Genomic DNA, 21,580 nt, shown 5'->3' with positions numbered 1-21,580 from the left:
AGCTAAAAGAAAAAGGCGATAAGACCTTTATATCAGTTTTCGAGTTACCAACGGTAACCCTCAAACTGAACGGTATTCATCCCCCACTTATAGAAGATGGGGGAATTCTACCGAACAGATGTTAAAAGATTTTAGCGCAGAGGAGATTGCAGAAATCGCTGGATTTTTAGGCGTTTCTGCGATTCAACTCGAGCGTAAAGGCAAAGTAACATTACAACAATTCGAAGAACAGCTCATGACATCTGCATTTTCTCATATGACGCTAAAAGAATTGATTGAAGCCATTTTGAATGAACAACTAGAAACGAAAATACAAAAAATGCAGGAAAAAGAAAATGTAAATAGAAACTTTGTGCAACAACTAGAAAGCATTCTAACTAACTATCCAACATGGTTACAAAAGATTTTAAAATGCGAATCCGATAGTCGTTTTATTTGGCAACAACAAGCCACTATTTTACGAGATCTAGAGATTGTGGCAAAAGCGTTGGAACAACATCTTATTAATAATCAATTTATGCGATTGCCTCTTTTTGCTCAACAAGCGACTGGGAATCCACATGCATTTGATACAAATACAGTACTTGGAAAACTATTAGTTCATGCTGCTTTTAGTTTAAATAAGCAAAGCAAAGCATATCCGAAAAATACAGAAGAACGTGTAGATTTACTAGCTACACTAAAAATTGTGCAAGACGATTTATGGAATTTTGTTACTGTACAAGGTTTAGTCGGTTATACTTATGACTCGATTCATAAAGTATGGGAAGCAGCTAACCAAACAAAAAGTGCGCTCAATATGCCGATGCGTGAGTTATTAAATATTACACGCGTACAACCACTCTTTAATAAAAGTGTATATATAGTAGAAAATTCAAGTGTCGCCTCTACGTTAATGGACATAAATCCAAAAGCACCAATTATTTGTACACATGGTCAAGTACGGATGGCTGGTTGGCGCCTATTAGATTTACTTGATCCAGATGTAGCGATTTATTATGCGGGAGATTTAGATCCTGAAGGCTTACACATCGCACAAAATATTCTAAAACGTTACGGTCCTCGCGTGAATCTTTGGCGAATGGATGTGCAATGCTATCAAAATGCCATGAGTGAAACATTATCCGATGATCGCCTGGCAAAGCTAAAGTCAATCACCATACTGCCAAACGTTGTCGAACAAATGCAACAAAATAAAAAAGCCGCATACCAAGAAGCATGGATCGACCTTTTGATTGAAGATATACGGAGGAATGGAAAATAAGCTTACTCGACTATATGAGTGGGCTTTTTTGGCTCTTTGTCAAATAACGTTGGTGAGAGTTTTCAATTGAATAAAAATCGATTGGTTTGAGCGAGATCACGTTTCATTTATGAAGTGTGGCTCGCTCTTTTTAAATGGAAGTGTAAATAGATTCGATTGCGATAGTTTTCAAAGTTTCTGTATCCATAGGCAACTCGATTTAAGACTTTGATTTTATTGTTGATTCCTTCAATTCTTCCGTTGTTATAAGGGAAGAGAAAGCTGTTTTTAATTGAACTTAAGTGATATTTTAGTGTTTTAATACTTCTTTTAAAATCTTTTGAAACGCCCTCTGCTAAAGGCTTCTCAAGGATTTCTGTTAGTTGTTCTAGGTTCTTATCTTTCAATGCAATTAAGATGGATTGGTAAAGATTATAGTTCATTTTCAGACGTTCACTATAGCTCATAAGTGTCTCAACGACCGTCGCATCAGTGGTTTGGCCAAATAACGGGAAGTTTTTATAAGATGTAAAAGAAAGATCAAGTGCGTTTTTTAAGGGAAGTTTCCAATACTTTTTCAGGCGGCGGTATTTCTTCTGATCTGCGCCATTACTTGTTCTAAAGTCATTCATGACACTTATTCTTAGCTTATTCCTGTAGAGATTGATGAGTTGGACGAGATGAAATCTGTCGATAATAATCTTCGCTTTTGGGAAAAGCTCTTTAATCAATTTTTCATAACCTGCATTCATATCAATCGTGATGGTTTCAACTGCACAACGTTGGGCATAACTGTAGCGAGACAGGAAGTGATCCTTGATATCACGACTTAATCGAGAAGATAAAATCCCCAGAATCGTACCTGTTTTGGCATGAATATGTTCAAAAGTCATTCTTCTTTTAAAAATCTTTTGATTGACGCAATTCGTAGCGAAGTGGATATTTGAGTCTTGTATATCTAGAAAATTTATTACTCTAGTCTGCCTAACATATTTCTAATAACGATTCTTTCTCTGTTGGCCAGTCAGTTTTAGGATCTAGTTTTGTCTAGCGTGTTGTACGGTAGTTTGGTTTGTTGAAATATTCTGGTCTTTTTCTTTAAAGAGTTGTTAGGGTTCATCTAGGGACAAATGATTCGCTTCCAAGTAATTATTGAGTGTTAGCTCCAGGCGATTCTTTTCAGTTATGAGTTTGTGTAGATTATTCGACATTTGTTTGATGTGTGGCTGGTGTATTGTAGTCGTGATAAAGGAGGAGCTAATGTATTGATCAACTCATCGATTTGTTTTTTTTGAAAGGTTTGCGTGTTGTCTATTTAATATTGAGAGAAGTTGTTGGCCGACTTGGAAATTGAACTTTTCCTTTTCCTGATGTATTTGCTCTGTCAATTCCTTAAGGTTAGTAAGTTTTTTTACGAATCTCAGTCATAGTGTATACTTCTTTCTTTTCGCAATACTCTAACAACAATGGAGCATATATGTTAAGTGATTGCATAGGAGAATGCATTTTATGGAAGGAGCAAGTAAATCACCATTTAGTGGTTACGGAGTAGCCTTTATATTTGAGTAGTTCTTTAAAGGAAAAGGATTAATCAGATTTTGGATGAGCTTGAATATGAAGAGTTTGAAAAGTTATAGGCGCAGCATCAGCGAATCCAAAAGCAAACTGGCTTAAATTAGAAGAGAAAATGATGGTAGTGCTTGAAAAAAATCACCAATATTGCATATGGAGAATACAATTATAATTTAATAAATCATATAAATTTATTAAAGACATAAATATGTGAGATTGTTAAAATTAAATATGATTTACAATTAATGTTAGGTTGTCAATTGATTTATATATGCTTGTTTTAAAATTTTTGGTACTTAAAAATGGTGTGAGCCATTGATATATCAACATTTATTAAGGGAGGAATATTTTTGAATAAATTACCAATTTGTTCGTTAGATTTAGAAACTCGACTACAGCTAGACAAACTTACTTATGAAAGTGAAGAGTATGTCAAAGAGACATTAGAAGGTTTTGCTTTTAAATATTTCTACGAAGAGATTATGCAAGAGTTAGAAAATACTAAAGATAAGTTAAATGATGAAAAGCATAGTTTAGAGCTCTTAATGTTAGATCGAGATATTAATGCAATTATGAAAATTCTTAAAAAGTATGAATCAAAGTTACAAACTGAACAAGATGAAGACTTATTAATACTTTATTCGTTTATTTACGAAATTGGACTACGCTATCGTTACACACTAGGGCTGTATGAAACGGATGAAACTTTTAGTAGTTATAGAAATCGTAAAATAGAAGATTTAGATGGAATTTATGAAGTTAACGATAAAGATTTCAAATTAACGACGCTTGCGATTTCACATAACGAAGTAATTGATGATTCGCGTACCAACTATGTAGATATTTTGTTACAAACGGCAAATTCATATTGTGATGAGGGGGATCGTTTTAAAAGTGCGTATTATGAAATAAAATCTCAGCTTCGCCATTTTGAGTTGCCCACAAAATATGATTGGAGTCTAAATGTCTATGGTTGGCGATTTGGTTATTTAGAGCAACGAGCAATTCAAGCAGAAATTATCATGCATTTAAAAAATAAGCTACGGGATGCATTATTAATTGATTTTAAATGGGAGATTCAAAAATACATAACGGCATTAAATATTGTGTATTATGTTAATTTGAAGGTAAGCAATGTACATATTGAACAAAATCCTGTCAATTTACCAGAAATGGATTATATCGACGCATCTTACATTAGTACAGGGATTTTAGGAGCGAGTATGTATAATGCCAGTACAGTATATGCAGATAATGTTCGAATGCTTGGAACAAGAGGACATGGAATAGCTGCGGAACGTGCAAATGATTTAATTGATAAAGTATTAGGAAAAGAAGCGATATTGCTAGGCGACGACAATGCCAAAAATGGGGCAGATCGTTTAGTAAATGGTCAAGCAGTTCAAACAAAATATTGTGCAACAGGCGGAAAATCGATTAGTGAATGTTTTGATCAAGGAAAATTCCGTTATGTTGAAAATGGACGACCAATGCAAATTGAAGTGCCAAAAGATCAATATGAGCAAGCAGTACAGTCGATGCGAGATCGTATTCAACGTGGAGAATTAAGTGACTTAGGTATTACCAATCCAAAACAAGCAGAACAAATTGTACGTAAAGGCAACGTATCGTATAAAACAGCGCAGCGTGTTGCCAAAGCTGGAACAATAGAAGGGGTTACTTATGATGCAGCAAAAGGTATGGTAACAGGTCTTCAAACGTTTGGTGTTTCTGCAACATTTTCATTTGCTACGGCAATTTGGCGAGGAGAAAATGCCGATGAAGCATTAGAGCATGCATTAAAAGATGGAACTGCAATTTTTGGACGACATGTTATGCAGCACGTATTAACGCAACAAGTTGGAAGAACAGCAATCGAAAAAAGTTTACGTCCTGCAACAGATTATGTTGTGAAAAATATTTTAGGAAGTAAAACTTCAGCTCAAATCGTTAATACCTTTTTCCGTAGCACTTCACAAGGGTCTATTCATGGAGTCGCGGCCTTAAATAATTTATCTAAGCTTATGCGAGGAAATATAGTGACTATGGCGATTACTACCGCCGTCCTTTCAGCCGGCAGCATCTATGATATCATCAATGGACGAATTTCAGGTTCGCAATTATTTAAAAATATTGGGACGACAGGAGCTAGTGTAGGTGGGGCGGCAATTGGTGCAACAATGGGTTCTGTCGTTCCGGTTGTTGGCACGATCATAGGTGGTTTTGTTGGAGGGTTTATTGGTGGGAAAGTGTCGAAAATGGCACTTGATGTAGTTATTGATGATGACTCTCTTGGAACAATGGAAGACCTGAAACGAATCTTTGTGGAAAATATCGAAGAACTTCAACTTGATCGGGATGAATTAAATTATATTGTAAGAAAAATATTCGATGAAAAATCATTGCCTAAAGAGCTTAAATTAATTTACTCAGCAAATAATTCAGAAGAATATATTTCTCGAAAAATGGATCGATATATCAATGTTATTTTAAAAGTTCGTCCTAAAATTAAAGATTTCAGCAATTTTGTAGAAAACTATCAACACTCTGTTGAAGTATAAAATATAGTTTTAAATGACTCTGAAAAGGAGCTTCTATCTCATTGGAAAAACGTTACCTTTTAGTTTACAGGTTCTTATTTATCTTAGTATAGATTATCAATCTGCAGAGTTCTTGTTGACGTCGTTGAAATTCATTAATAATTATTTTTCTCAATTATATTCTCCGTTTTAAGCTCGAATTGTAATGTCAGTATACTGGAGATTTTTTTGATGAAAATAGAAAAACCCCGAATAGGTCCACTTTTTTAAAGTGTCCACTATTCGGGGTTCAATTCATTGAGGAATTTGTCTTGCTAGGTCTAAATGGTTACTCATAAATAATAAAGGAATTAATTATAATGTCTCCATGTAATCATCAAATTTATCATTGTCGTAAGAGTTTGCTTCTTTTCTAAATGTTTTCCCTTGATATTCGTAATATACAATTATTGAGGCATAATCACGATTATAAAATGTGGATTTACCATTTGTAAGATAATAAACTTTAGGAGCATGATATTTTGGTTTAATTACAAATGAATCACCATAGAAATACTCGCCTTTATACTTAGTTACAAGTGTTAAGTTTCTATTATATTCCGAACGAACTACATCTATCATCTTTCCCTTAGTTAAAATTTTGATGTTATGTTTACTAGCGTTGGCTATTGCGATATCAAATTGATCAGTAGTAGCAAGTCCATCATATCCGTAATACATATGAGCCCAAGTATATACTTGGGGTTTATCGACTACCTTGGTTTTTATTTCTATTTTATTAGAATAAGTACTATACTTAATCTTTTTCTTTTCCGAATAACTTCGAATTTTATAATAATAGGTCTTATTCATATCTAGTTCTTTATGAGTGAACTGAGCATTTGTCACTTTTTTAAGTAATTTGAAATTACCATTTTTATACTTAGAATAATACACTGCATAACCATCTGCGCCTTTTATTTCTGTCCATTTCGCAAAAGTAGAATAACCTTTCGAATTTGTAGAAAGCACTTTGGGCTTACCAATTGCTTTACTATCAATATTTGAAACAAGAAAGAATGAAATTGAAATAAAAAAAGCGGTTAAATATGTAATACATTGTTTCATAGTTGAATCCTCACTTTGTTTTTAGTTCAATTGTACCTAATTCAAATATAAAATAAAATAGTAAATTAAAGGGTTAAGAGTAAATATATTGATTTATTTTCTATTGTTTTCATTCAAAGAATTCAATATCATCATATGCTTTAGTCCAATGGTATGGTTGTAAATCATTTAGAAGTTTATATTGAGGCTGATCATTATTAGTTGTTACAGCAACTTTGATTTTATTACCCCAATATAATAATCTTTCTTGGCAAGTCCCACAAGGAGTTAGGATTTTAAAGTCGCTTAATTCATCATCTCTTACAACACAAATGGAATGAGTGATAATATTTTGATATTTATGTGCCTCTAGTGTAGCCCCTGTCTCAATACATAATGCATTAGACGCGTTAATAATTTCAGGTGCAACGGATGTATAAATTTTTCCGTTTTTTGAATACATAGCTGCAGCACCACCCCAACCATTAGGATATCTTTGTTTAATCAAAGATTTAGCTTCTTCAAAAAGCATTTGTTCAATATTCATTTTATGTACCTCCTAAACCTATATTAAAATTAATACTACTATAGTTTGGTGCAAAAGTTTCTTTAAACAATTAAGGCTTATAAAAAAGGTGAAAGTAAGATTTGCATCTCCCTACATCCGTAACCTAATCCGGTCTTGTCATGAATTGATTAAGCGATGCAGTCTTCGTAACTGTGTCGCTTCTTTTTTTGCACTCATGATCCACCAGATTGAATCTCTTTTATAGGCTGGGGGAAGTTGATTGAAGAATGCCCAAGATTTTGGGTTCTTTTTGATTTCATCTTCATATTCCTTTAGTAACTCTATATTTCGGTTTGCAGCAGAATAGCCAGTTTGATCTTTTCGGTTATTGAAAAGGGTTAAGCCGCTTGGTCGCATTTGATTGCGTTCAATCAAGCGTTGCGCCTTTTGCACATTCACTTTACTCCATACGCTGTTTGGATTTCGAGGAGTGAAGCTGATTTTATAGTGTTCGTCGTCAATTGACTTTCGAATGCCATCAATCCAACCAAATGCAAGTGCGCAATCGACTGATTCTGACCAAGTGAGGCTAGCTGAATTAGATTTTAATTTTGAAAAAACTACCCAAATCTCAAGCGCCGTGTCGTGATGCGCGTCTAACCATTCAATAAATTCTTCCTGATTCAGAAAATGGATGGCATTTTTCATTCAGATAACCAATTTAAGATCATTTTATTTAGTTCCTCCGGGCGTTCTTCTTGAATCCAATGACCAGCGTCTAAGCTTTCTATATCTATATTTGGTACGAAATCTTGAATGTTTGGAAGGGGTGGAATAATATCTTTTTCACCATAGACCATTAAAGTTGGTTGATGAATAATAGGAGATACTTCAGCTAATAAATGCCAGTTTCGATTTAGATTTCTATACCAGTTTATGCTTGGCGTGAAGCCAGTTTGCTTGAATCCATTCAGATAAACAGCGAGATCCTTGTCACTCATTACTGCTTCACCCAACGCTTGTGTGGAATTTGCTAGATTGATCATTTCCATACCTTGACTTGGTGCTTGTGCAGGTATATTTTTTCGATATAGATTTGTAAGGAACTGTGCTGCATTGTCATCAAGAATCGCATCTGCAACACCTGGTTTTTTATTGAAATGAACAAAATAATAGTCTTCCCCGAAAATTTCTTCTAAAAAATCAATCCAAGGTTTTTCACCGCGCACTTGATACGGTAAGCATAAATTTATGATTTTACTAACGCGTTCAGGATGCAGCATAGCCATATTCCAAACGACGCTTGCACCCCAGTCATGCCCGACGAAAATCGCATTTTCATACTGATAGTAGTCTAATAATTCGACAAGGTCACCAGTTAAATGCTCAATATCGTATTTTGTCACTTCTTTTGGACAAGTGGAGTTACCGTAACCGCGTTGATTTGGAATAATGACGTGATAACCTGCTTCTACAAGGGGAGTCACTTGATATCTCCACGAATATGCGTGTTCCGGCCATCCGTGACAAAGGATGATTGGTTGCCTGCCGACGCCTTGTCCTGCTTCAAAGACTTCAAGTTCAATAACGTTCACGGAAATAAGTGTTGGTGTGGGAAATTCAAAATTTATGTTCATAAAATGCCTCCTAAATAATCGTAATATAAGCTACAAAACAATACTATCACGGTTGTTTGACAACAGTCTGTCAACTTTGAGAATCCATTTTATTGATATTTTTCTGCCATTTTCTTCAGTTTCATCGTGACTGCTTCGCGTAAATCTGCTGGGGCGATTACTTCAAGATGCTCACCAAAACTGAAGAGTAGTGTAAGCAACCATTCCTTATTAGGGAGTGTGGCTCGGACAAGTAGTTCACCTGAATCTAAAATTGAAATATCCTCTTTTTTAAAAACATCCTCCACACGAGATTGCATCGTAGACGAAATTTTCAATTCAATAGTGGTCATAATTGTTTGTTCCTCAAACGATGATTTCATCTCATAATATGATTTCTCGCGACGTTCAAATTGTTGATTTTCAGTGGAATAGCCGTTAATACGAGAAATTTTGAATGTTCGATAATCCTCCTTTAAAAGGCAATAAGCAAATAAGTACCAAGTGTAATTTTTAAATACGAGTGACATCGGTTCAACACGTCTTTTACTCACCTGATTATTAAAATCTCGATAATCAATCTGCAATATTTGAGTATGTGTAATTGATTTTCTAATCGCTCTCACCAATGCCTTCTGTTTAATAGATTCCCCAAAAGGATGCAAATCAATAATAATTTGTTCCATTTGTGATTTCAGTTCATCTGCTTTGTTTGTTGGAATAATATTTTCTAGTTTTTCAATCGATGATTCTAGCTCAATATCGCCCACCGTGGCATTAATATCTTTGAGAACAGATAGCAGGGAAGATAAATTATTCAGCGTCAAAACTTGATGATTTAATTTATAATTTTCATAAATACTAAAGCCGCCATTATTCCCGGCGTGTGAAATAATCGGGATGCCAGCTAGATTAATTGTTTCAATATCACGATAAATAGTGCGCACAGACACTTCAAATTTTTCAGCAAGTTCATTTGCAGTAACGCGATTTCGATTCAGAAACATCACAATAATGGTTAACATACGTTCAATTTTCATGTGGATCTCCTTTTGGAAGTTTTAATTAGTATACCCTACACCTATCATGTTGGATGAAGAACGAAATAAACAAAACATTTAATTACATATTTTGTTTATTTTATATATTTTTAGTAGTATAAATGGTACTATTGTATAGTTACATTGGAACTATATCTATGTAAAAAAACTTAAAGGAGCTTGGTCATATGAAAAAACTAGTAAGTTTATTAATGGTACTCACATTAACAATTGGTACATTAGTATCTTTCAATCCAAAAGAAGTACAAGCAAAATCTTTTGAAGAAAAAAGAGCTTTATTTTGTGGAAAAGACTTTCATTATATTTTATCTTCTGGAGATAAAGATTCTAAGGTAGAGGCGGGAGATACATTTACACTCGATTTTAAATGTAATGGTACAGCGACTTCTTATAGTGCTTATATAAATGTATACCATCCAAATATCCCATGGTTAGACGGCTACGATTATGGTAGCAAAGAATTCACGAAGAAAAAAAATTACAAATTCAAAGTCAATCATAGCGGTTATGCTCAAGCTGTTTTCACATTTAAAGATGCAAAGGGGAAAAAACTTAGAGTTTATAGTAATGGGAGTATCCCAGTTTACAGTACGAAATCTCCTAAAATAGCAAGTTTAGAAGGCGGCACGGATCCTGATAAACTAAAAAGGAAATCTTCCTTCACAATCAAAAATAAAGAAATATTATATATAACCCCAGATTCTAATTTTACAGATATAAATTTTAAATTATCTGGACAATTATTAAATGATAAGAAAAAAGTAATAGACAAAAAATATGTATACAAACCTTATTATTATTTGTTAACCGTAGAACCACCTAAGCCGGGAATATACTATGTAAAAGTGACTCAAAAAAATACTTATACCGGTAAAACTGCTTCAAAGACAAGTAAGTTGATCGTGAAATAAATTATAAAACTCCCTCTAGCTTTTTAATACAAAAGTTAAAGGGAGTTTTTTGGTTCTTAATGCTCGTCTTCAAATTGTCTATTACTATAGGCAACAGGATTAATGACTTTGAATTAAATTTTATACCGAAAGCAAAGCGCTCTATTCTAGATGAAACGAAACATATAAAGTATATGTAATCGAACACAACGCCTCAACTCCTAAAAGTATGATTAGAGGAATAAAGTTGAGTTAGTTAGTAAAGAACATCTCTAGAGAATGGATTACCGTTCTTTTAGGGATGTTTTTTCGTGTAAAAAAGAGTTTTCCATCATTTACTGCAAAGTGTAGTGAATTTTAATCAACGTTATTTATTATCGAATTTGTTAAATTACAAATTAAAAGGGAACTAGACGCATCTAGTTCCCTTAAGTGCAAGCCGAAGCAATGCACCGCTTTTTGTGGCGCTTTGTCAAATAAAGTTGGTGAGAGTTTCCAATTGAATAATAATCGGTTGATTTGAGCGAGTTCACGTTTCATTAATGAAGCGTGGCTCGCTCTTTTAGTTCAAAGCGTCAATAGATTTTGGTTCGAGAGTTTTCATAATTCCTGTAACTAAAAGCAACTCTGTTTAAGACTTTGATTTTTTTCTTAAATTCATTAATTCATCAAATTATTAGAGTGGAAGTAAAGGTGTTTTAATCGAATTTAAGTAACTTTGTGGAATCATAAATTATTAAAGAAAAGTAAGTTGAAAGACGTAGGTTAATAAAAGTGAATTTTCACAGTTGTAATAGACACTTGAACAAATTAGAAAGGTTCCTCTATATGTAATATTAGATTTTGAAGAATTGAACTAGCTTGAAATGATGAAGTTAGTTAACTGGTACATAGCTAGAATTCCAAATTGAAAATATATTATTAAGTAACTTTTGCAAGGAAAGTACAGTTAGATTACTGAACAAAGGCACTCAATTTCTTATTTTTGAAGGGGGGGGAGATTGTTCAATTAGCTGAAGAAGACATTCTTGGTAATCTGTGAAAGTATTCTTTTCTTCTTTTGAAGAAAAGTAGTAGAAATCACTTGAATAGCAGTAAAGTTTAAGTGGATTTTTCACCGGAAATACTTTGAAATAATAATAGTATTTTATATATCAATAGTATAATATAATATAATGTGCCTATAATTATCCATATATTATGTAATGGTTATAATCAATAAATTGGTATTTAGAGGTTTTTAAGTCTTATTTATTTGATTGGTCATATTATGTCCAATTGCTTATGTAAGATAGAACTAACGAGGTGATTGATTGAATGAGTCTAGAGAAAGAGTCGCAAGTACATCGGATTTTGTCTATTTATGACCGACTAAAAAATACCGAAATAATTATGAAAAAGAAAGAAGCAGCAAGGTTTCAAACAAGCGAAAAATCGATTCAGCGTGATATCGAGAGTATCCGAAACTATTTAGAACTAGAAAAAAGTAATGAGTATATTGATTATGATCGTTCGAAAAAAGGATATATTTTAGAAACGAAATCACCAAGTACTCTAAGTAATGAAGAAATATTTGCTATTCTAAAAGTACTAATTGAATCTAGAGCATTTCCAAAGGGTGAAATGGGAAGTTTAATCGACAAACTAACAAACCTTGTAAAACAAAGCGACCAAAAAATGATTAAGAAAATGATGGCAAATGAAGAACACTTGTATGTCGAATTAGATCATAAAAAGGCATTATTTGATGAGTTATGGAAGTTATCATTAGCGATTCAAGCGAAAAAAGTTATAAGAATGCACTACAAACGAGAGTTAGAAGAACGGGCAAGTGAGCGAAGTGTAAAACCTTTGGGAATAATGTTTTCTGATTTTTATTTCTACCTAATAGCATTTCCAGTGGGAAAGGACTATGGTTATCCAACCATATATCGAATTGATCGAATAGTAAATTTTGAACAGACATTGATTCAATTTAAAATACCGTATGATTCTCGATTCCAAGAGGGAGAATTTCGTAAGAGAGTACAATTTATGTATACAGGTGAGTTAATCAAGGTGAGATTTAAATTTACTGGACCATCACAACAAGCTGTACGAGATAGATTGCCAACTGCAAAAATTTTAGAAGTGCTTGCTGATGGTGTAATTTTTGAAGCTGAAGTATTTGGATCTGGAATAAAGATGTGGTTTTTGAGTCAAGGAAGATATGTTGAAATAATAGAACCAAAGAGTTTAAGAGAAGAAATGCTAGCTGATATTAGGGCTATAAATGAAATATACAATACTTAAGAGAAAAGTATAAATATATTTTGAGTATTATTGAATCAGCTGAAATAAATAATTCTAGTAAAAGATGTGAATTAGCTTGAAAAAATTAATTTGAAGATAGGGTGTTGGGAAATGGTGGGAATAAGGGGTTTAGAAAATCCGATTCTATTAAATGAAAAGAATGTTAATGAATATTTAGTAATCGGTACTATGAGTTCTGGTAAATCTACATTTTTAAATAGTTTAATTGGATTCGAACTTTTCCCTTCAAAAAATGAAGCTTGTACGGCGAAAATCATTTCATATTACGCTAACCCAGCAAGAGATGAGTTTTTATTTAAATTTAAAAATCATAATAAGCCGACTATTCAAAAGAAATTAGATAGTAAACAGATTGAAGAATGGAATGGAAATTCGGAAATGAATGAGGTTTTTATTGAAGGCCCTATCCGTTCAAGTAAGAAAAAAAGTTTTGGAGTAATTGATACACCAGGTCCAAATAACTCAATGGATAAGTCACATCGTAAAATGATGGAAAAAGCACTTAATAATTCAAAGTATAAAAAAGTTTTTTACATATTAAACGCTACTCAACTCGGTACAGAAGATGATAGAAACTTATTGAGCTTCGTAAAAGAGAATTGTTCTAAATCTAAAATAATATTTGTTGTAAATAAATCTGATGAAATAGATGATACTGAAGAAGAAAACTTGAATATAGTTTCAACAAATGTAAAAAAATATCTAGAAAAGAATGGATTTAAAAAACCTGAAATTTACTTTGTTTCAGCATTAAGTGCTTTATTAGCAATAAAAAGTATTAATAAATATGACCTAACTAGAAAAGAAATAAGAGATTATAAAAACCTAAGTATTCTATTAGAAGAAAACTTAGCTTCATATAACATTAATAATTCTATGAAAAAATCTAGTAGTGGAAAAATTGAAAATAAACTGTGGAATAATTCTGGGATTCCAGAGTTAATAAATATACTTTGAGGTGAAAAAATGAAGGTAACAATGAAATATAATCCATATAAAGTTGAAACTCAAATTTTGTTAGAAGATGAGAATATTATGGAAAGCACTAAGTTTTCAGCTAAAAAAAATGAGAGACTTCAAGTTTGGATTGAGAAACTATTTCCAATGCTGGTTGATGAAATAAATGATGACATTTTTGATTTTGAATTTATGGGTACAATACCAGATTTTGAAGATATTCAATTATACGCTTCAAAATATCCAAATGTAACAGTAACCCATATTCAAGTTGAAGAAGTAGATGATAAATTCAGCCGACTGGAGGAATTAGTTAAAAAGATGAAGGAAGGTCCTTTTGAACAATTGCGTGATGATAGGATCGAAGCTAACTTTCAAAAAGCTCTAAATAGTGAGTTTGAAATTGCTGTAATTGCAACTATGAGTTCAGGGAAATCAACTTTAATCAATGCTATTTTAGGAAAAGAACTAATGCCATCAAAAAATGAAGCGTGTACAGCTAAAGTATCACGAATTAAAAATAATCCAAATATTGAAAATTACTCTGCAATAGCTATTGATAAAGATGGCGAAGAATTTAAAACAATAAAGAATGCTACAGTTGAAGATTTTGCTGAGTTCAATGATGATCCTAAAATTCATTTAATTGAAATTGAAGGTCATATTCCAAAAATAAAATCCGGTAAAATGAATCTAGTATTAGTTGATACTCCAGGACCTAATAATTCTATGGATGCATCTCATAGGCAGCATACACTGTCAGTTATTAAAAGTGATGATAAACCGATGGTACTTTATGTGTTAAATGCGACACAACTAAGAACAGACGATGATTTAGCATTATTAAATACTGTGGCAGAAGCAATGGGAGTTGGAGGAAAACAATCTAAAGATCGCTTTATTTTTGCAATGAATAAAGCAGATGCTTTTGATCCTGAAAAAGGTGAAAGTATCGAAGGTGCAATTGAAAATGTTAGAGAATACTTGGAACAACAAAATATTGAAAATCCAAATATCTATCCGCTCTCATCACAGGTAGCAAAAGTAATACGTAAGAAGCAAAATAATATAAAACTGACTCGTTCTGAAAACGGAACTTTGAATGGTATTGATTTGTTTATTGAAGAACCTTCAATGCATTTAAATCAGTATGCACCAATCAGCCCTTCATTAAAAAGAACAATTGAAGAAGATATTTTGGCGAATAATGATAATGAATATATTCCTGCATTACATTATACAGGTATTACAAGTGTCGAAGCTGCAATTAATGAGTATTTAGAAAAATATGCAGTAACTTCAAAAATTACAAATGCTGTCAATACATTCCAACGGATTATTGAGCAAGAAGATATGCAAAATAATATTGAAAGAACAATTTTAGAGGACTCGAATCAACGAGAAGAAATTAAAAAAATTATGGAGTCTATTACTACTGAACTTGAAAAAGGAGATAAGGCTGCGGAATTTAAAAAGAAAATCAAAAACATGGATGTTAGTATGAATCAATTCTTTAGCGAAGTGAATAAAAAAACATTTAAGCGTCTTGCAGAGATCCCAAATAAACTACGCGGTAAAGTGAAGAAATATGAGGCTGAACGCATTTTATTTAATATTCAAACAGATGTTATGCATTTACAAGACCAACTAGTAACAGATTTAGAGAAAAATATTAGTACAACACTTCGATCAAAAGCGGAGTCATATGTTACAGAATATCAAACATATATTAATGGTATAACTAGTTTTGAATCAAAATCAATTAAGTTATCAAATTGGAACAAAGCGATTATATCCACAGATATTAATGTAAATAATTTATTGGAAAATTACTCTAATACAGAGCAAGTCGTTGTAGGAACGAAAACTGTAGCAAATCCAGATAGAAAATGGTTTACATTCTGGCGTTCAAAATATGTAGAGAGAGATATTTATGAGGATGTAGAATATGTGGATTTAACAGCAATTAAAGACGAACTATTTACTATTGAAGAAACAGTAGACAAAAACATTAAAGATGCTATGGAGTTCACGGAGAAAGAGCTATTGAAACTGAAAAAGTTCTTTATTTCAGAAATCGAGCGTCTTGAAAAAATCATGAAGAAACGTGTAAATGATATTAAGGATTTAGCAGAGAAATCAAATAATATTGAGGAACAGTTAAAAATTCATCTTGAAAAACGTAGTTGGTTAGAAAAATTTATTAGCGAGTTGGATGATGTGCTGGAATTAAAAGAAAAGGCTGGTGTTTTAAGTGAATAAATTAATGCAAGCAATAACTAATCAGAATGAAATGGAAATTAAAAATTGTTTAAAAGCGTATATTACAGCTGATCCATCGGATTTAGATAATTCAATTAAAAAGGCTTTGAAGCAAATTGAAATCAAGAAAATAAATGTTTGGGAACAACATAATGGGGATTCCTTAAATACTAATCAAGTAACATGGACACAGGATTACTTTGTAGATTTACAAGTTGATTTACGTATGAACTTTTCTAAAGAGCGATTTGCACATATGTTAGAAGTCGGAAAGGTAGCATTTCCAGCACCAGTAGAGCAAATTAATTTATCTAAAAAAACAATATCGAGTGAAAGTTCAAAAATGAATACGAGTCAAAAAGGTACTTCAGGAAAAAAGGATCAAACGCTACTGTACATGGGAATTACAGGCATAGCAGTAGTGATTTTGACGATAGTTTTAGTAAAACTTCTCAAGAACGATTAAAAGAAACAAATACCCGCAGTGTAGTTCAAGAATATTGGGAAAATTTTATGAGAACAGGAAAAATCCCACCGCAAAAAATATTAAATCTAATCTGTAAATTATTTGGTGGTCAATTTATTGACGATCTCGAAGTACAAAAAAATGAATCAATCAAACATCTAATTGAGATGAAAAATCAAAAAATTGAAGAATTATTGAATGAGAAAGAAAATCTTATTAACAAACTAAGCAGTTATGAAAAACATAACCAAGAGCTGATGGCAACAATAAATAAATTGAAAAAAGTAGAGTTTGAGCTAAAAGAATTCAAAGAGAAATTTAATAATAAAAAAAATCATATTATGCCGAAATTTCCATCTAATGATTCTGAAGTGAATAAAATACTTAAGTGGGAGGACGAAGATGAATGAATTAATGCAGTTAAGTGAAAAAGTAGAACCTGCAATACAAAGTTCAGTTCAGTTGCTAGGGAAATCCTATTTATCAAACTTAGCGAACTATAATGTTGCTCCAAAAATAGAGTCTGAATTAATGACAGAGTCAGAATTAGCAAGACAAATTCGTCTTTTTGAAATCACAAAAATTGTATACGATAAAACGGAAGATATCACTGAAAGACTTGTGAATGTTTACAATACTTTAGGGAGTTTAAATAATTCTCTTATCTTAATAATTGATAGTGATGGCAGTGAAATTAAGTTCTACTTAGGAACAAGGTCATATCAAATATCAATCGCTCAAGAAAGTTTATTAAAGAGCATGAAGGGGAATTTCCCGGGAACCAAACTTACTAAAATTACAAATGGTGGTTCTACAGATTTAATCAATTCAGTTATTACCGGTAGAAAAAGTAGATTGAGACGCACTGTAGCAAGTGTATCTGGTATTCCAGCTTTTAAAGACACTGACAAGGAAACTTTTGTCCAGGGGCTTGAAAAATTCATTAATGCAATGCATGGAGAAAAATTTTCGACTATATTACTTGCAGATGCCTTAACTAGTGATCAATCTCTTGTGATTAAACAAGGGTACGAAAATATGTACTCAACGTTGTCTAAGTTTCAAAAAATAGATTACACTGCTGGGAAAAATGAAAGTCAAGCATTAACAGAGAGTCTTAGTGAAGGAATTACTGAATCAATTAATGATAGTATTGGACAAACACAGAGTTATACGAATACTAGTACTCATGGTACGAATGAGTCTAAAAGCAAAGGGAGCAGTTCAGGTGGAGTGTTGGCTCCTTTTGGAATAGGAATAAACAAAGGTAAAAATACAAATAAAACAGAAGGAATAAATCGTTCCAATTCATTTGCAGAATCGAACGGATCTACTTCAACAATAGGAAGTTCGAGCGCCACTTCAAAAAATATTTCAAATAATACAACTAATACAGAGGGAACTTCTCAAACAGTTCAAGTACATGTTGAAGATAAGCGTGTAACGGAATTATTGGATAAAATTGATTTACATTTGGATCGATTAAATAGTGCGGCTGACTTGGGTTTATGGCAATTCGCAGCTTACTTTTTAGCAGATGATGAACAAACAGCAACTGTAGCGGCAGCAAATTATCAAGCTATCATTCGTGGAAATGAGTCTGCAATTGAAGGAACGGCTATCAATATCTGGAATAGTGAACATATTAATAATGTGCCTGTAAGAGAATCTTTAAAACAATTACAACATCCAAAGTTCCAAATTAATGAGTTTGGCTTAGGTTCAACGACTCCAAGTTCACTTATCAATACAAGAGAACTGGCAATTGCATTTGGATTGCCTAGAAAATCAATAAATGGATTACCTGTCGTAGAGATGGCAGAATTCGGTCGTAATGTCACTTATTTATCGAAGTTTTCGAATGAGAAAAGCGTAGAAATAGGTAATGTTTATCATATGGGTGAAATAGAAGAAACGAAAGTTGATTTAGATGTAAAAAGCTTGGCCATGCATACTTTTATTACAGGTTCAACAGGGTCGGGTAAATCAAATACTGTATATAAATTATTAGAATCATTATTAAAACAAAAAGTGAAGTTTTTAGTTATAGAGCCTGCAAAAGGAGAGTATAAACATGTTTTCGGTGGTTATGAAGATGTAAATGTATTTGGAACCAACCCAAAACAAACGGAAGTTCTACGCATAAATCCTTTTTATTTCCAACCAGAAATTCATGTCTTAGAACATATTGAGAGACTAATAGAAATCTTTAATGCTTGTTGGCCAATGTATGCTGCAATGCCTGCTATATTAAAAGAGGCGGTTGAAGAAGTTTATCGTAAAACAGGATGGCAACTGGAGTCATCATTAAATTTCAATAGTAACCCCCAATATCCGACAATGAAATTATTGGCAGAAGTCTTACCTAATATTATCGAAAAATCGAGTTACTCAGAAGAAGTGAAAAGTAACTATGTAGGTTCACTTGTAACTAGAATAAACTCTTTAACTACAGGTATTTTAAGTAATGTTTTTGTAGATAATGAAATAGACAACAAACTATTGTTTGATGAGAATTGTATTGTTGATTTAAGTCAAATTGGTTCTGCTGAAACAAAATCAATTGTAATGGGGATTTTATTCATGCGTTTACAGGAGTATCGAATAGCATCGTCTACAACAATGAATATCCCATTAAAACATGTAACTGTGTTAGAAGAGGCACACCACTTATTACGTAGAACTTCTGGTACACAGTCAGATGAAGGGGCAAATATGCAGGGGAAATCGGTAGAAATGATTACAAACGGGATAGCGGAGATGAGAACATATGGAGAAGGTTTTATTATTGTTGATCAATCTCCAAATCTATTAGATCCTTCGGCAATACGTAATACTAACACAAAAATTATATTGAGATTACCAGATGAATCAGATCGAATTCTAGTTGGTGGGGCTGCAGCACTAAATAATCTTCAATATAATGAAATCACTAAACTTGAAACTGGAGTTGCTGTTATCTATCAAAATAATTGGTTAGAAGCCGTATTGTGTAAAGTTCATATGTTTGATAATGAAAAGCCTTATCGTTATAACTTTGATATGGTTAGTCATATTAAAGAAGGTAGAGAGCGATTCGCAGAGATAGTAACAGGTCTCTTAACTAAAGAATATGATACTGAAGACATGATAACAAAGATCCAGATGAATAATAAGTTAAATACTATTTTAAAGCAACAAATTATAAGTGAAGTTAATGATAATGCGAACTTGACTATATTAAAGCAAGGGAATGAAGTGCTTTTGGGTGAGTTCTTTGCTAGCTACATTCCCTTACCAGAAGTGATTGCATTTTCAAATAATGCATATTCAATACAAGACTTTAATAAAAAATTCCAAAAAGCAATAGCAATGTATGTAGGACATCTTGAGTGTAATGACTTGATACAAGAATGCTTAATGATTTACTACTGTAAATTAAATTCATCTTTTGTAAAATACTATTTAGAGTGGTTTGAAGATAAAAAAGAAGGTGTGATTATCTAATGTCGATAATAGGATCTTCATTATCAGAAGTTGTAAGTTCAACAGTAGAAAAAACTCAAGAAGTACCAGCAATAGAAAATGTTAAGGAATTACCAACATCTACAACTGAAGGTACAGAAGGAAATTCAAATGTAGAAAGTGATGGAGAATCAAGATCAGTTATCTGTAGAAATGAGTCTTTAGAAGGTGATTGCCATCCAATTTCAGGAGTAGAATTTGAGAAGAAAACTGTGGAGTTACCTGATGGAACACAAATTGAAGGGGTATTTCCAATTTTTGAATCGGAATTTGATGCTCAATTAGATGAAACTCAATACAATCAGTCTGATGCAAAACAATTCAAAGAAGCAAATAATCAGTTGAAGGAAGCTATTTCAAATAATCCGGAGTTAAGTGAACAATTTACTGACGAACAAATCGAACAAATTGAAGCTGGAGATACACCTGAAGGATACGTGTGGCATCACTCTGAAGAACCAGGTACTCTCCAACTAGTTGATACTACAACGCATGCTCAGACTGGACATACTGGAGGACGCTCTTTATGGGGTGGTGGTAGTGATAATCGATAAAAGCGGAGGAAATAATATGAATTGGGTTTTAGTAAAACCATTAAAAAAGTTAGAGTTAATCAATGAATTTGAGCAGAAAAATAATATTACATTTCCAAAAAGTTTTGTTGAAGTAGTTCAAAAATATAACTTAGGTCGTCCAAGACCAAACGTATTCGATACTAATAAAAGCAAAGAACGAATTGCAAAATGCTTATTATCTTTTGATACTGAAAATAAAGAAAATATTTGGGATATGTATTCGTACTTAAAGAAACAGTTACCCGAAGACGTTATTCCATTTATGGTAGATCAATTTGGTAATTTCATTTGTTTTTATTTCGATGCATTAACATCAGAAGTTTCAGTTGTTTTTTGGGATGTTGAAAATCAACAAATTGAAAAAGTAGCTGATTCATTTGAAATATTCATTTCAAACCTTTATGAGTTATAATTAATAATTCCAGTAAATAAATATAATACTATGTCTACAAGTATGAGTGAGATCACCTAAAAATTATTAGGTGTGATCTCACTCATATTTTTAGGAAGTTTTTTAAGTTTAAGTTATCAGAAATAGTTCTTCTACTTTTGAATAGATTTGGGAATTCAAATCTGTTATTGAAAAAATTAAAAAGAATTAGAGATATTTATAATAAATTCGGGATATTATATTCCCCCTAGAAAGTATCTAACATAGGACAGAGCTTATGACTCCATCAATAAAACAGCCATTGGAATTTTAAAATGTACCCTATCAGATAGACACTTTGAAAAAAGTTCTCTGAAAGGGTACTTTTGTTTATAATGAAAAAAAGATGTTGGAGCGGATTAGAATGACTAAATATTATTTTACTAGAGAACAACAAGAACAATTAAAATGTAATCCCAATGTACAAGCAGTAAGTGAAAAAGCAATTACATATACGGATGCATTTAAACGACACTTTATTGCAGAATATGAGAAAGGGAAAGTACCACGTGAAATCTTTGAAGAGGCAGGATTAGACATTGAATTAATTGGTCTTG

At 32.5% G+C, this 21,580-nt stretch carries 18 protein-coding genes; 12 read left to right on the top strand and 6 right to left on the bottom strand.

The window, feature by feature from the left end:
- The first annotated feature begins 118 nt into the window (after positions 1–118).
- On the top strand, positions 119–1,264 hold the full coding sequence (locus tag DF281_RS12685) for a TIGR02679 family protein (RefSeq protein WP_109350635.1): 1,146 nt from the start codon (positions 119–121) through the stop codon (positions 1,262–1,264).
- A 107-nt stretch (positions 1,265–1,371) separates the two neighbouring features.
- Here DF281_RS12685 and DF281_RS12680 read toward each other — a convergent pair whose 3' ends face one another.
- Positions 1,372–2,136 carry an ISL3 family transposase gene (locus DF281_RS12680; protein WP_109350634.1) on the bottom strand — a complete coding sequence of 255 codons (765 nt, stop codon included), beginning with the start codon at positions 2,134–2,136 and terminating at the stop codon, positions 1,372–1,374.
- Between the two features lie 1,029 nt (positions 2,137–3,165).
- Here DF281_RS12680 and DF281_RS12675 point away from each other — a divergent pair.
- A complete protein-coding gene (locus DF281_RS12675; protein ID WP_109350633.1) occupies positions 3,166–5,376 on the top strand; it encodes a hypothetical protein in 2,211 nt (736 codons plus the stop codon).
- Between the two features lie 333 nt (positions 5,377–5,709).
- Here the strand turns inward: DF281_RS12675 and DF281_RS12670 are convergent, their stop codons facing one another.
- The 5 genes from DF281_RS12670 to DF281_RS12650 all read right to left on the bottom strand — a co-directional run bounded on the left by DF281_RS12670 (position 5,710) and on the right by DF281_RS12650 (position 9,605).
- Positions 5,710–6,462 carry a hypothetical protein gene (locus tag DF281_RS12670; protein WP_109350632.1) on the bottom strand — a complete coding sequence of 251 codons (753 nt, stop codon included), beginning with the start codon at positions 6,460–6,462 and terminating at the stop codon, positions 5,710–5,712.
- 109 nt (positions 6,463–6,571) lie between these two features.
- The gene (locus tag DF281_RS12665) at positions 6,572–6,988 is read right to left on the bottom strand and encodes a cytidine deaminase (protein WP_109350631.1); all 417 of its coding nucleotides are present in this window, start codon (positions 6,986–6,988) and stop codon (positions 6,572–6,574) included.
- Positions 6,989–7,126: 138 nt separating this feature from the next.
- A complete protein-coding gene (locus tag DF281_RS12660; protein ID WP_109350630.1) occupies positions 7,127–7,657 on the bottom strand; it encodes a YdeI/OmpD-associated family protein in 531 nt (176 codons plus the stop codon).
- Positions 7,654–8,586 (bottom strand): alpha/beta fold hydrolase, encoded by a 933-nt coding sequence (locus DF281_RS12655; protein ID WP_109350629.1) that lies wholly within the window; start codon positions 8,584–8,586, stop codon positions 7,654–7,656. The genes DF281_RS12660 and DF281_RS12655 overlap by 4 nt, the downstream gene beginning before the upstream one ends.
- An 89-nt stretch (positions 8,587–8,675) precedes the next feature.
- Entirely contained in the window at positions 8,676–9,605 is a 930-nt protein-coding gene (locus tag DF281_RS12650) for a helix-turn-helix transcriptional regulator (RefSeq protein WP_109350628.1), read from the bottom strand.
- A 188-nt stretch (positions 9,606–9,793) separates the two neighbouring features.
- Here DF281_RS12650 and DF281_RS12645 point away from each other — a divergent pair, with 188 nt between their 5' ends.
- From DF281_RS12645 to DF281_RS12600, 10 genes are all read left to right on the top strand, one after another.
- The gene (locus DF281_RS12645; protein ID WP_109350627.1) at positions 9,794–10,537 is read left to right on the top strand and encodes a hypothetical protein; all 744 of its coding nucleotides are present in this window, start codon (positions 9,794–9,796) and stop codon (positions 10,535–10,537) included.
- Between the two features lie 1,296 nt (positions 10,538–11,833).
- Entirely contained in the window at positions 11,834–12,808 is a 975-nt protein-coding gene (locus DF281_RS12640) for a helix-turn-helix transcriptional regulator (RefSeq protein WP_109350626.1), read from the top strand.
- Positions 12,809–12,919: 111 nt separating this feature from the next.
- Entirely contained in the window at positions 12,920–13,786 is an 867-nt protein-coding gene (locus DF281_RS12635) for a dynamin family protein (protein WP_109350625.1), read from the top strand.
- A 9-nt stretch (positions 13,787–13,795) separates the two neighbouring features.
- Positions 13,796–16,048, top strand: coding sequence for a dynamin family protein (locus DF281_RS12630; protein ID WP_109350624.1), 2,253 nt, complete (start codon positions 13,796–13,798; stop codon positions 16,046–16,048).
- The gene (locus DF281_RS12625; RefSeq protein WP_109350623.1) at positions 16,041–16,514 is read left to right on the top strand and encodes a hypothetical protein; all 474 of its coding nucleotides are present in this window, start codon (positions 16,041–16,043) and stop codon (positions 16,512–16,514) included. The genes DF281_RS12630 and DF281_RS12625 overlap by 8 nt, the downstream gene beginning before the upstream one ends.
- A 47-nt stretch (positions 16,515–16,561) precedes the next feature.
- Positions 16,562–16,924 carry a hypothetical protein gene (locus DF281_RS12620; RefSeq protein WP_109350622.1) on the top strand — a complete coding sequence of 121 codons (363 nt, stop codon included), beginning with the start codon at positions 16,562–16,564 and terminating at the stop codon, positions 16,922–16,924.
- A complete protein-coding gene (locus DF281_RS12615) occupies positions 16,917–20,000 on the top strand; it encodes an ATP-binding protein (protein WP_109350621.1) in 3,084 nt (1,027 codons plus the stop codon). The genes DF281_RS12620 and DF281_RS12615 overlap by 8 nt, the downstream gene beginning before the upstream one ends.
- Entirely contained in the window at positions 20,000–20,572 is a 573-nt protein-coding gene (locus tag DF281_RS12610) for an HNH endonuclease (RefSeq protein WP_109350620.1), read from the top strand. The genes DF281_RS12615 and DF281_RS12610 overlap by 1 nt, the downstream gene beginning before the upstream one ends.
- Positions 20,573–20,588: 16 nt before the next feature.
- On the top strand, positions 20,589–21,005 hold the full coding sequence (locus DF281_RS12605; RefSeq protein ID WP_109350619.1) for an SMI1/KNR4 family protein: 417 nt from the start codon (positions 20,589–20,591) through the stop codon (positions 21,003–21,005).
- A gap of 382 nt (positions 21,006–21,387) precedes the next feature.
- The coding region (locus tag DF281_RS12600) for an HTH domain-containing protein (protein ID WP_338084924.1) at positions 21,388–21,580 on the top strand (193 nt) is incomplete at its 3' end.

This window comes from Kurthia zopfii (assembly GCF_003143955.1).
Lineage (GTDB): Bacteria > Bacillota > Bacilli > Bacillales_A > Planococcaceae > Kurthia > Kurthia zopfii.
The sequence above is the reverse complement of the archived record's forward strand: the minus strand, read 5'-3'. Positions and strand labels throughout refer to the sequence as shown.

Coding starts and splice junctions, on each gene's coding strand:
- DF281_RS12685 (WP_109350635.1), top strand. CDS start 119: ATGTTAAAAGATTTTAGCGCAGAGGAGATTGCAGAAATCGCTGGATTT.
- DF281_RS12680 (WP_109350634.1), bottom strand. CDS start 2,136: ATGACTTTTGAACATATTCATGCCAAAACAGGTACGATTCTGGGGATT.
- DF281_RS12670 (WP_109350632.1), bottom strand. CDS start 6,462: ATGAAACAATGTATTACATATTTAACCGCTTTTTTTATTTCAATTTCA.
- DF281_RS12665 (WP_109350631.1), bottom strand. CDS start 6,988: ATGAATATTGAACAAATGCTTTTTGAAGAAGCTAAATCTTTGATTAAA.
- DF281_RS12660 (WP_109350630.1), bottom strand. CDS start 7,657: ATGAAAAATGCCATCCATTTTCTGAATCAGGAAGAATTTATTGAATGG.
- DF281_RS12655 (WP_109350629.1), bottom strand. CDS start 8,586: ATGAACATAAATTTTGAATTTCCCACACCAACACTTATTTCCGTGAAC.
- DF281_RS12650 (WP_109350628.1), bottom strand. CDS start 9,605: ATGAAAATTGAACGTATGTTAACCATTATTGTGATGTTTCTGAATCGA.
- DF281_RS12645 (WP_109350627.1), top strand. CDS start 9,794: ATGAAAAAACTAGTAAGTTTATTAATGGTACTCACATTAACAATTGGT.
- DF281_RS12640 (WP_109350626.1), top strand. CDS start 11,834: ATGAGTCTAGAGAAAGAGTCGCAAGTACATCGGATTTTGTCTATTTAT.
- DF281_RS12635 (WP_109350625.1), top strand. CDS start 12,920: ATGGTGGGAATAAGGGGTTTAGAAAATCCGATTCTATTAAATGAAAAG.
- DF281_RS12630 (WP_109350624.1), top strand. CDS start 13,796: ATGAAGGTAACAATGAAATATAATCCATATAAAGTTGAAACTCAAATT.
- DF281_RS12620 (WP_109350622.1), top strand. CDS start 16,562: ATGAGAACAGGAAAAATCCCACCGCAAAAAATATTAAATCTAATCTGT.
- DF281_RS12615 (WP_109350621.1), top strand. CDS start 16,917: ATGAATGAATTAATGCAGTTAAGTGAAAAAGTAGAACCTGCAATACAA.
- DF281_RS12610 (WP_109350620.1), top strand. CDS start 20,000: ATGTCGATAATAGGATCTTCATTATCAGAAGTTGTAAGTTCAACAGTA.
- DF281_RS12605 (WP_109350619.1), top strand. CDS start 20,589: ATGAATTGGGTTTTAGTAAAACCATTAAAAAAGTTAGAGTTAATCAAT.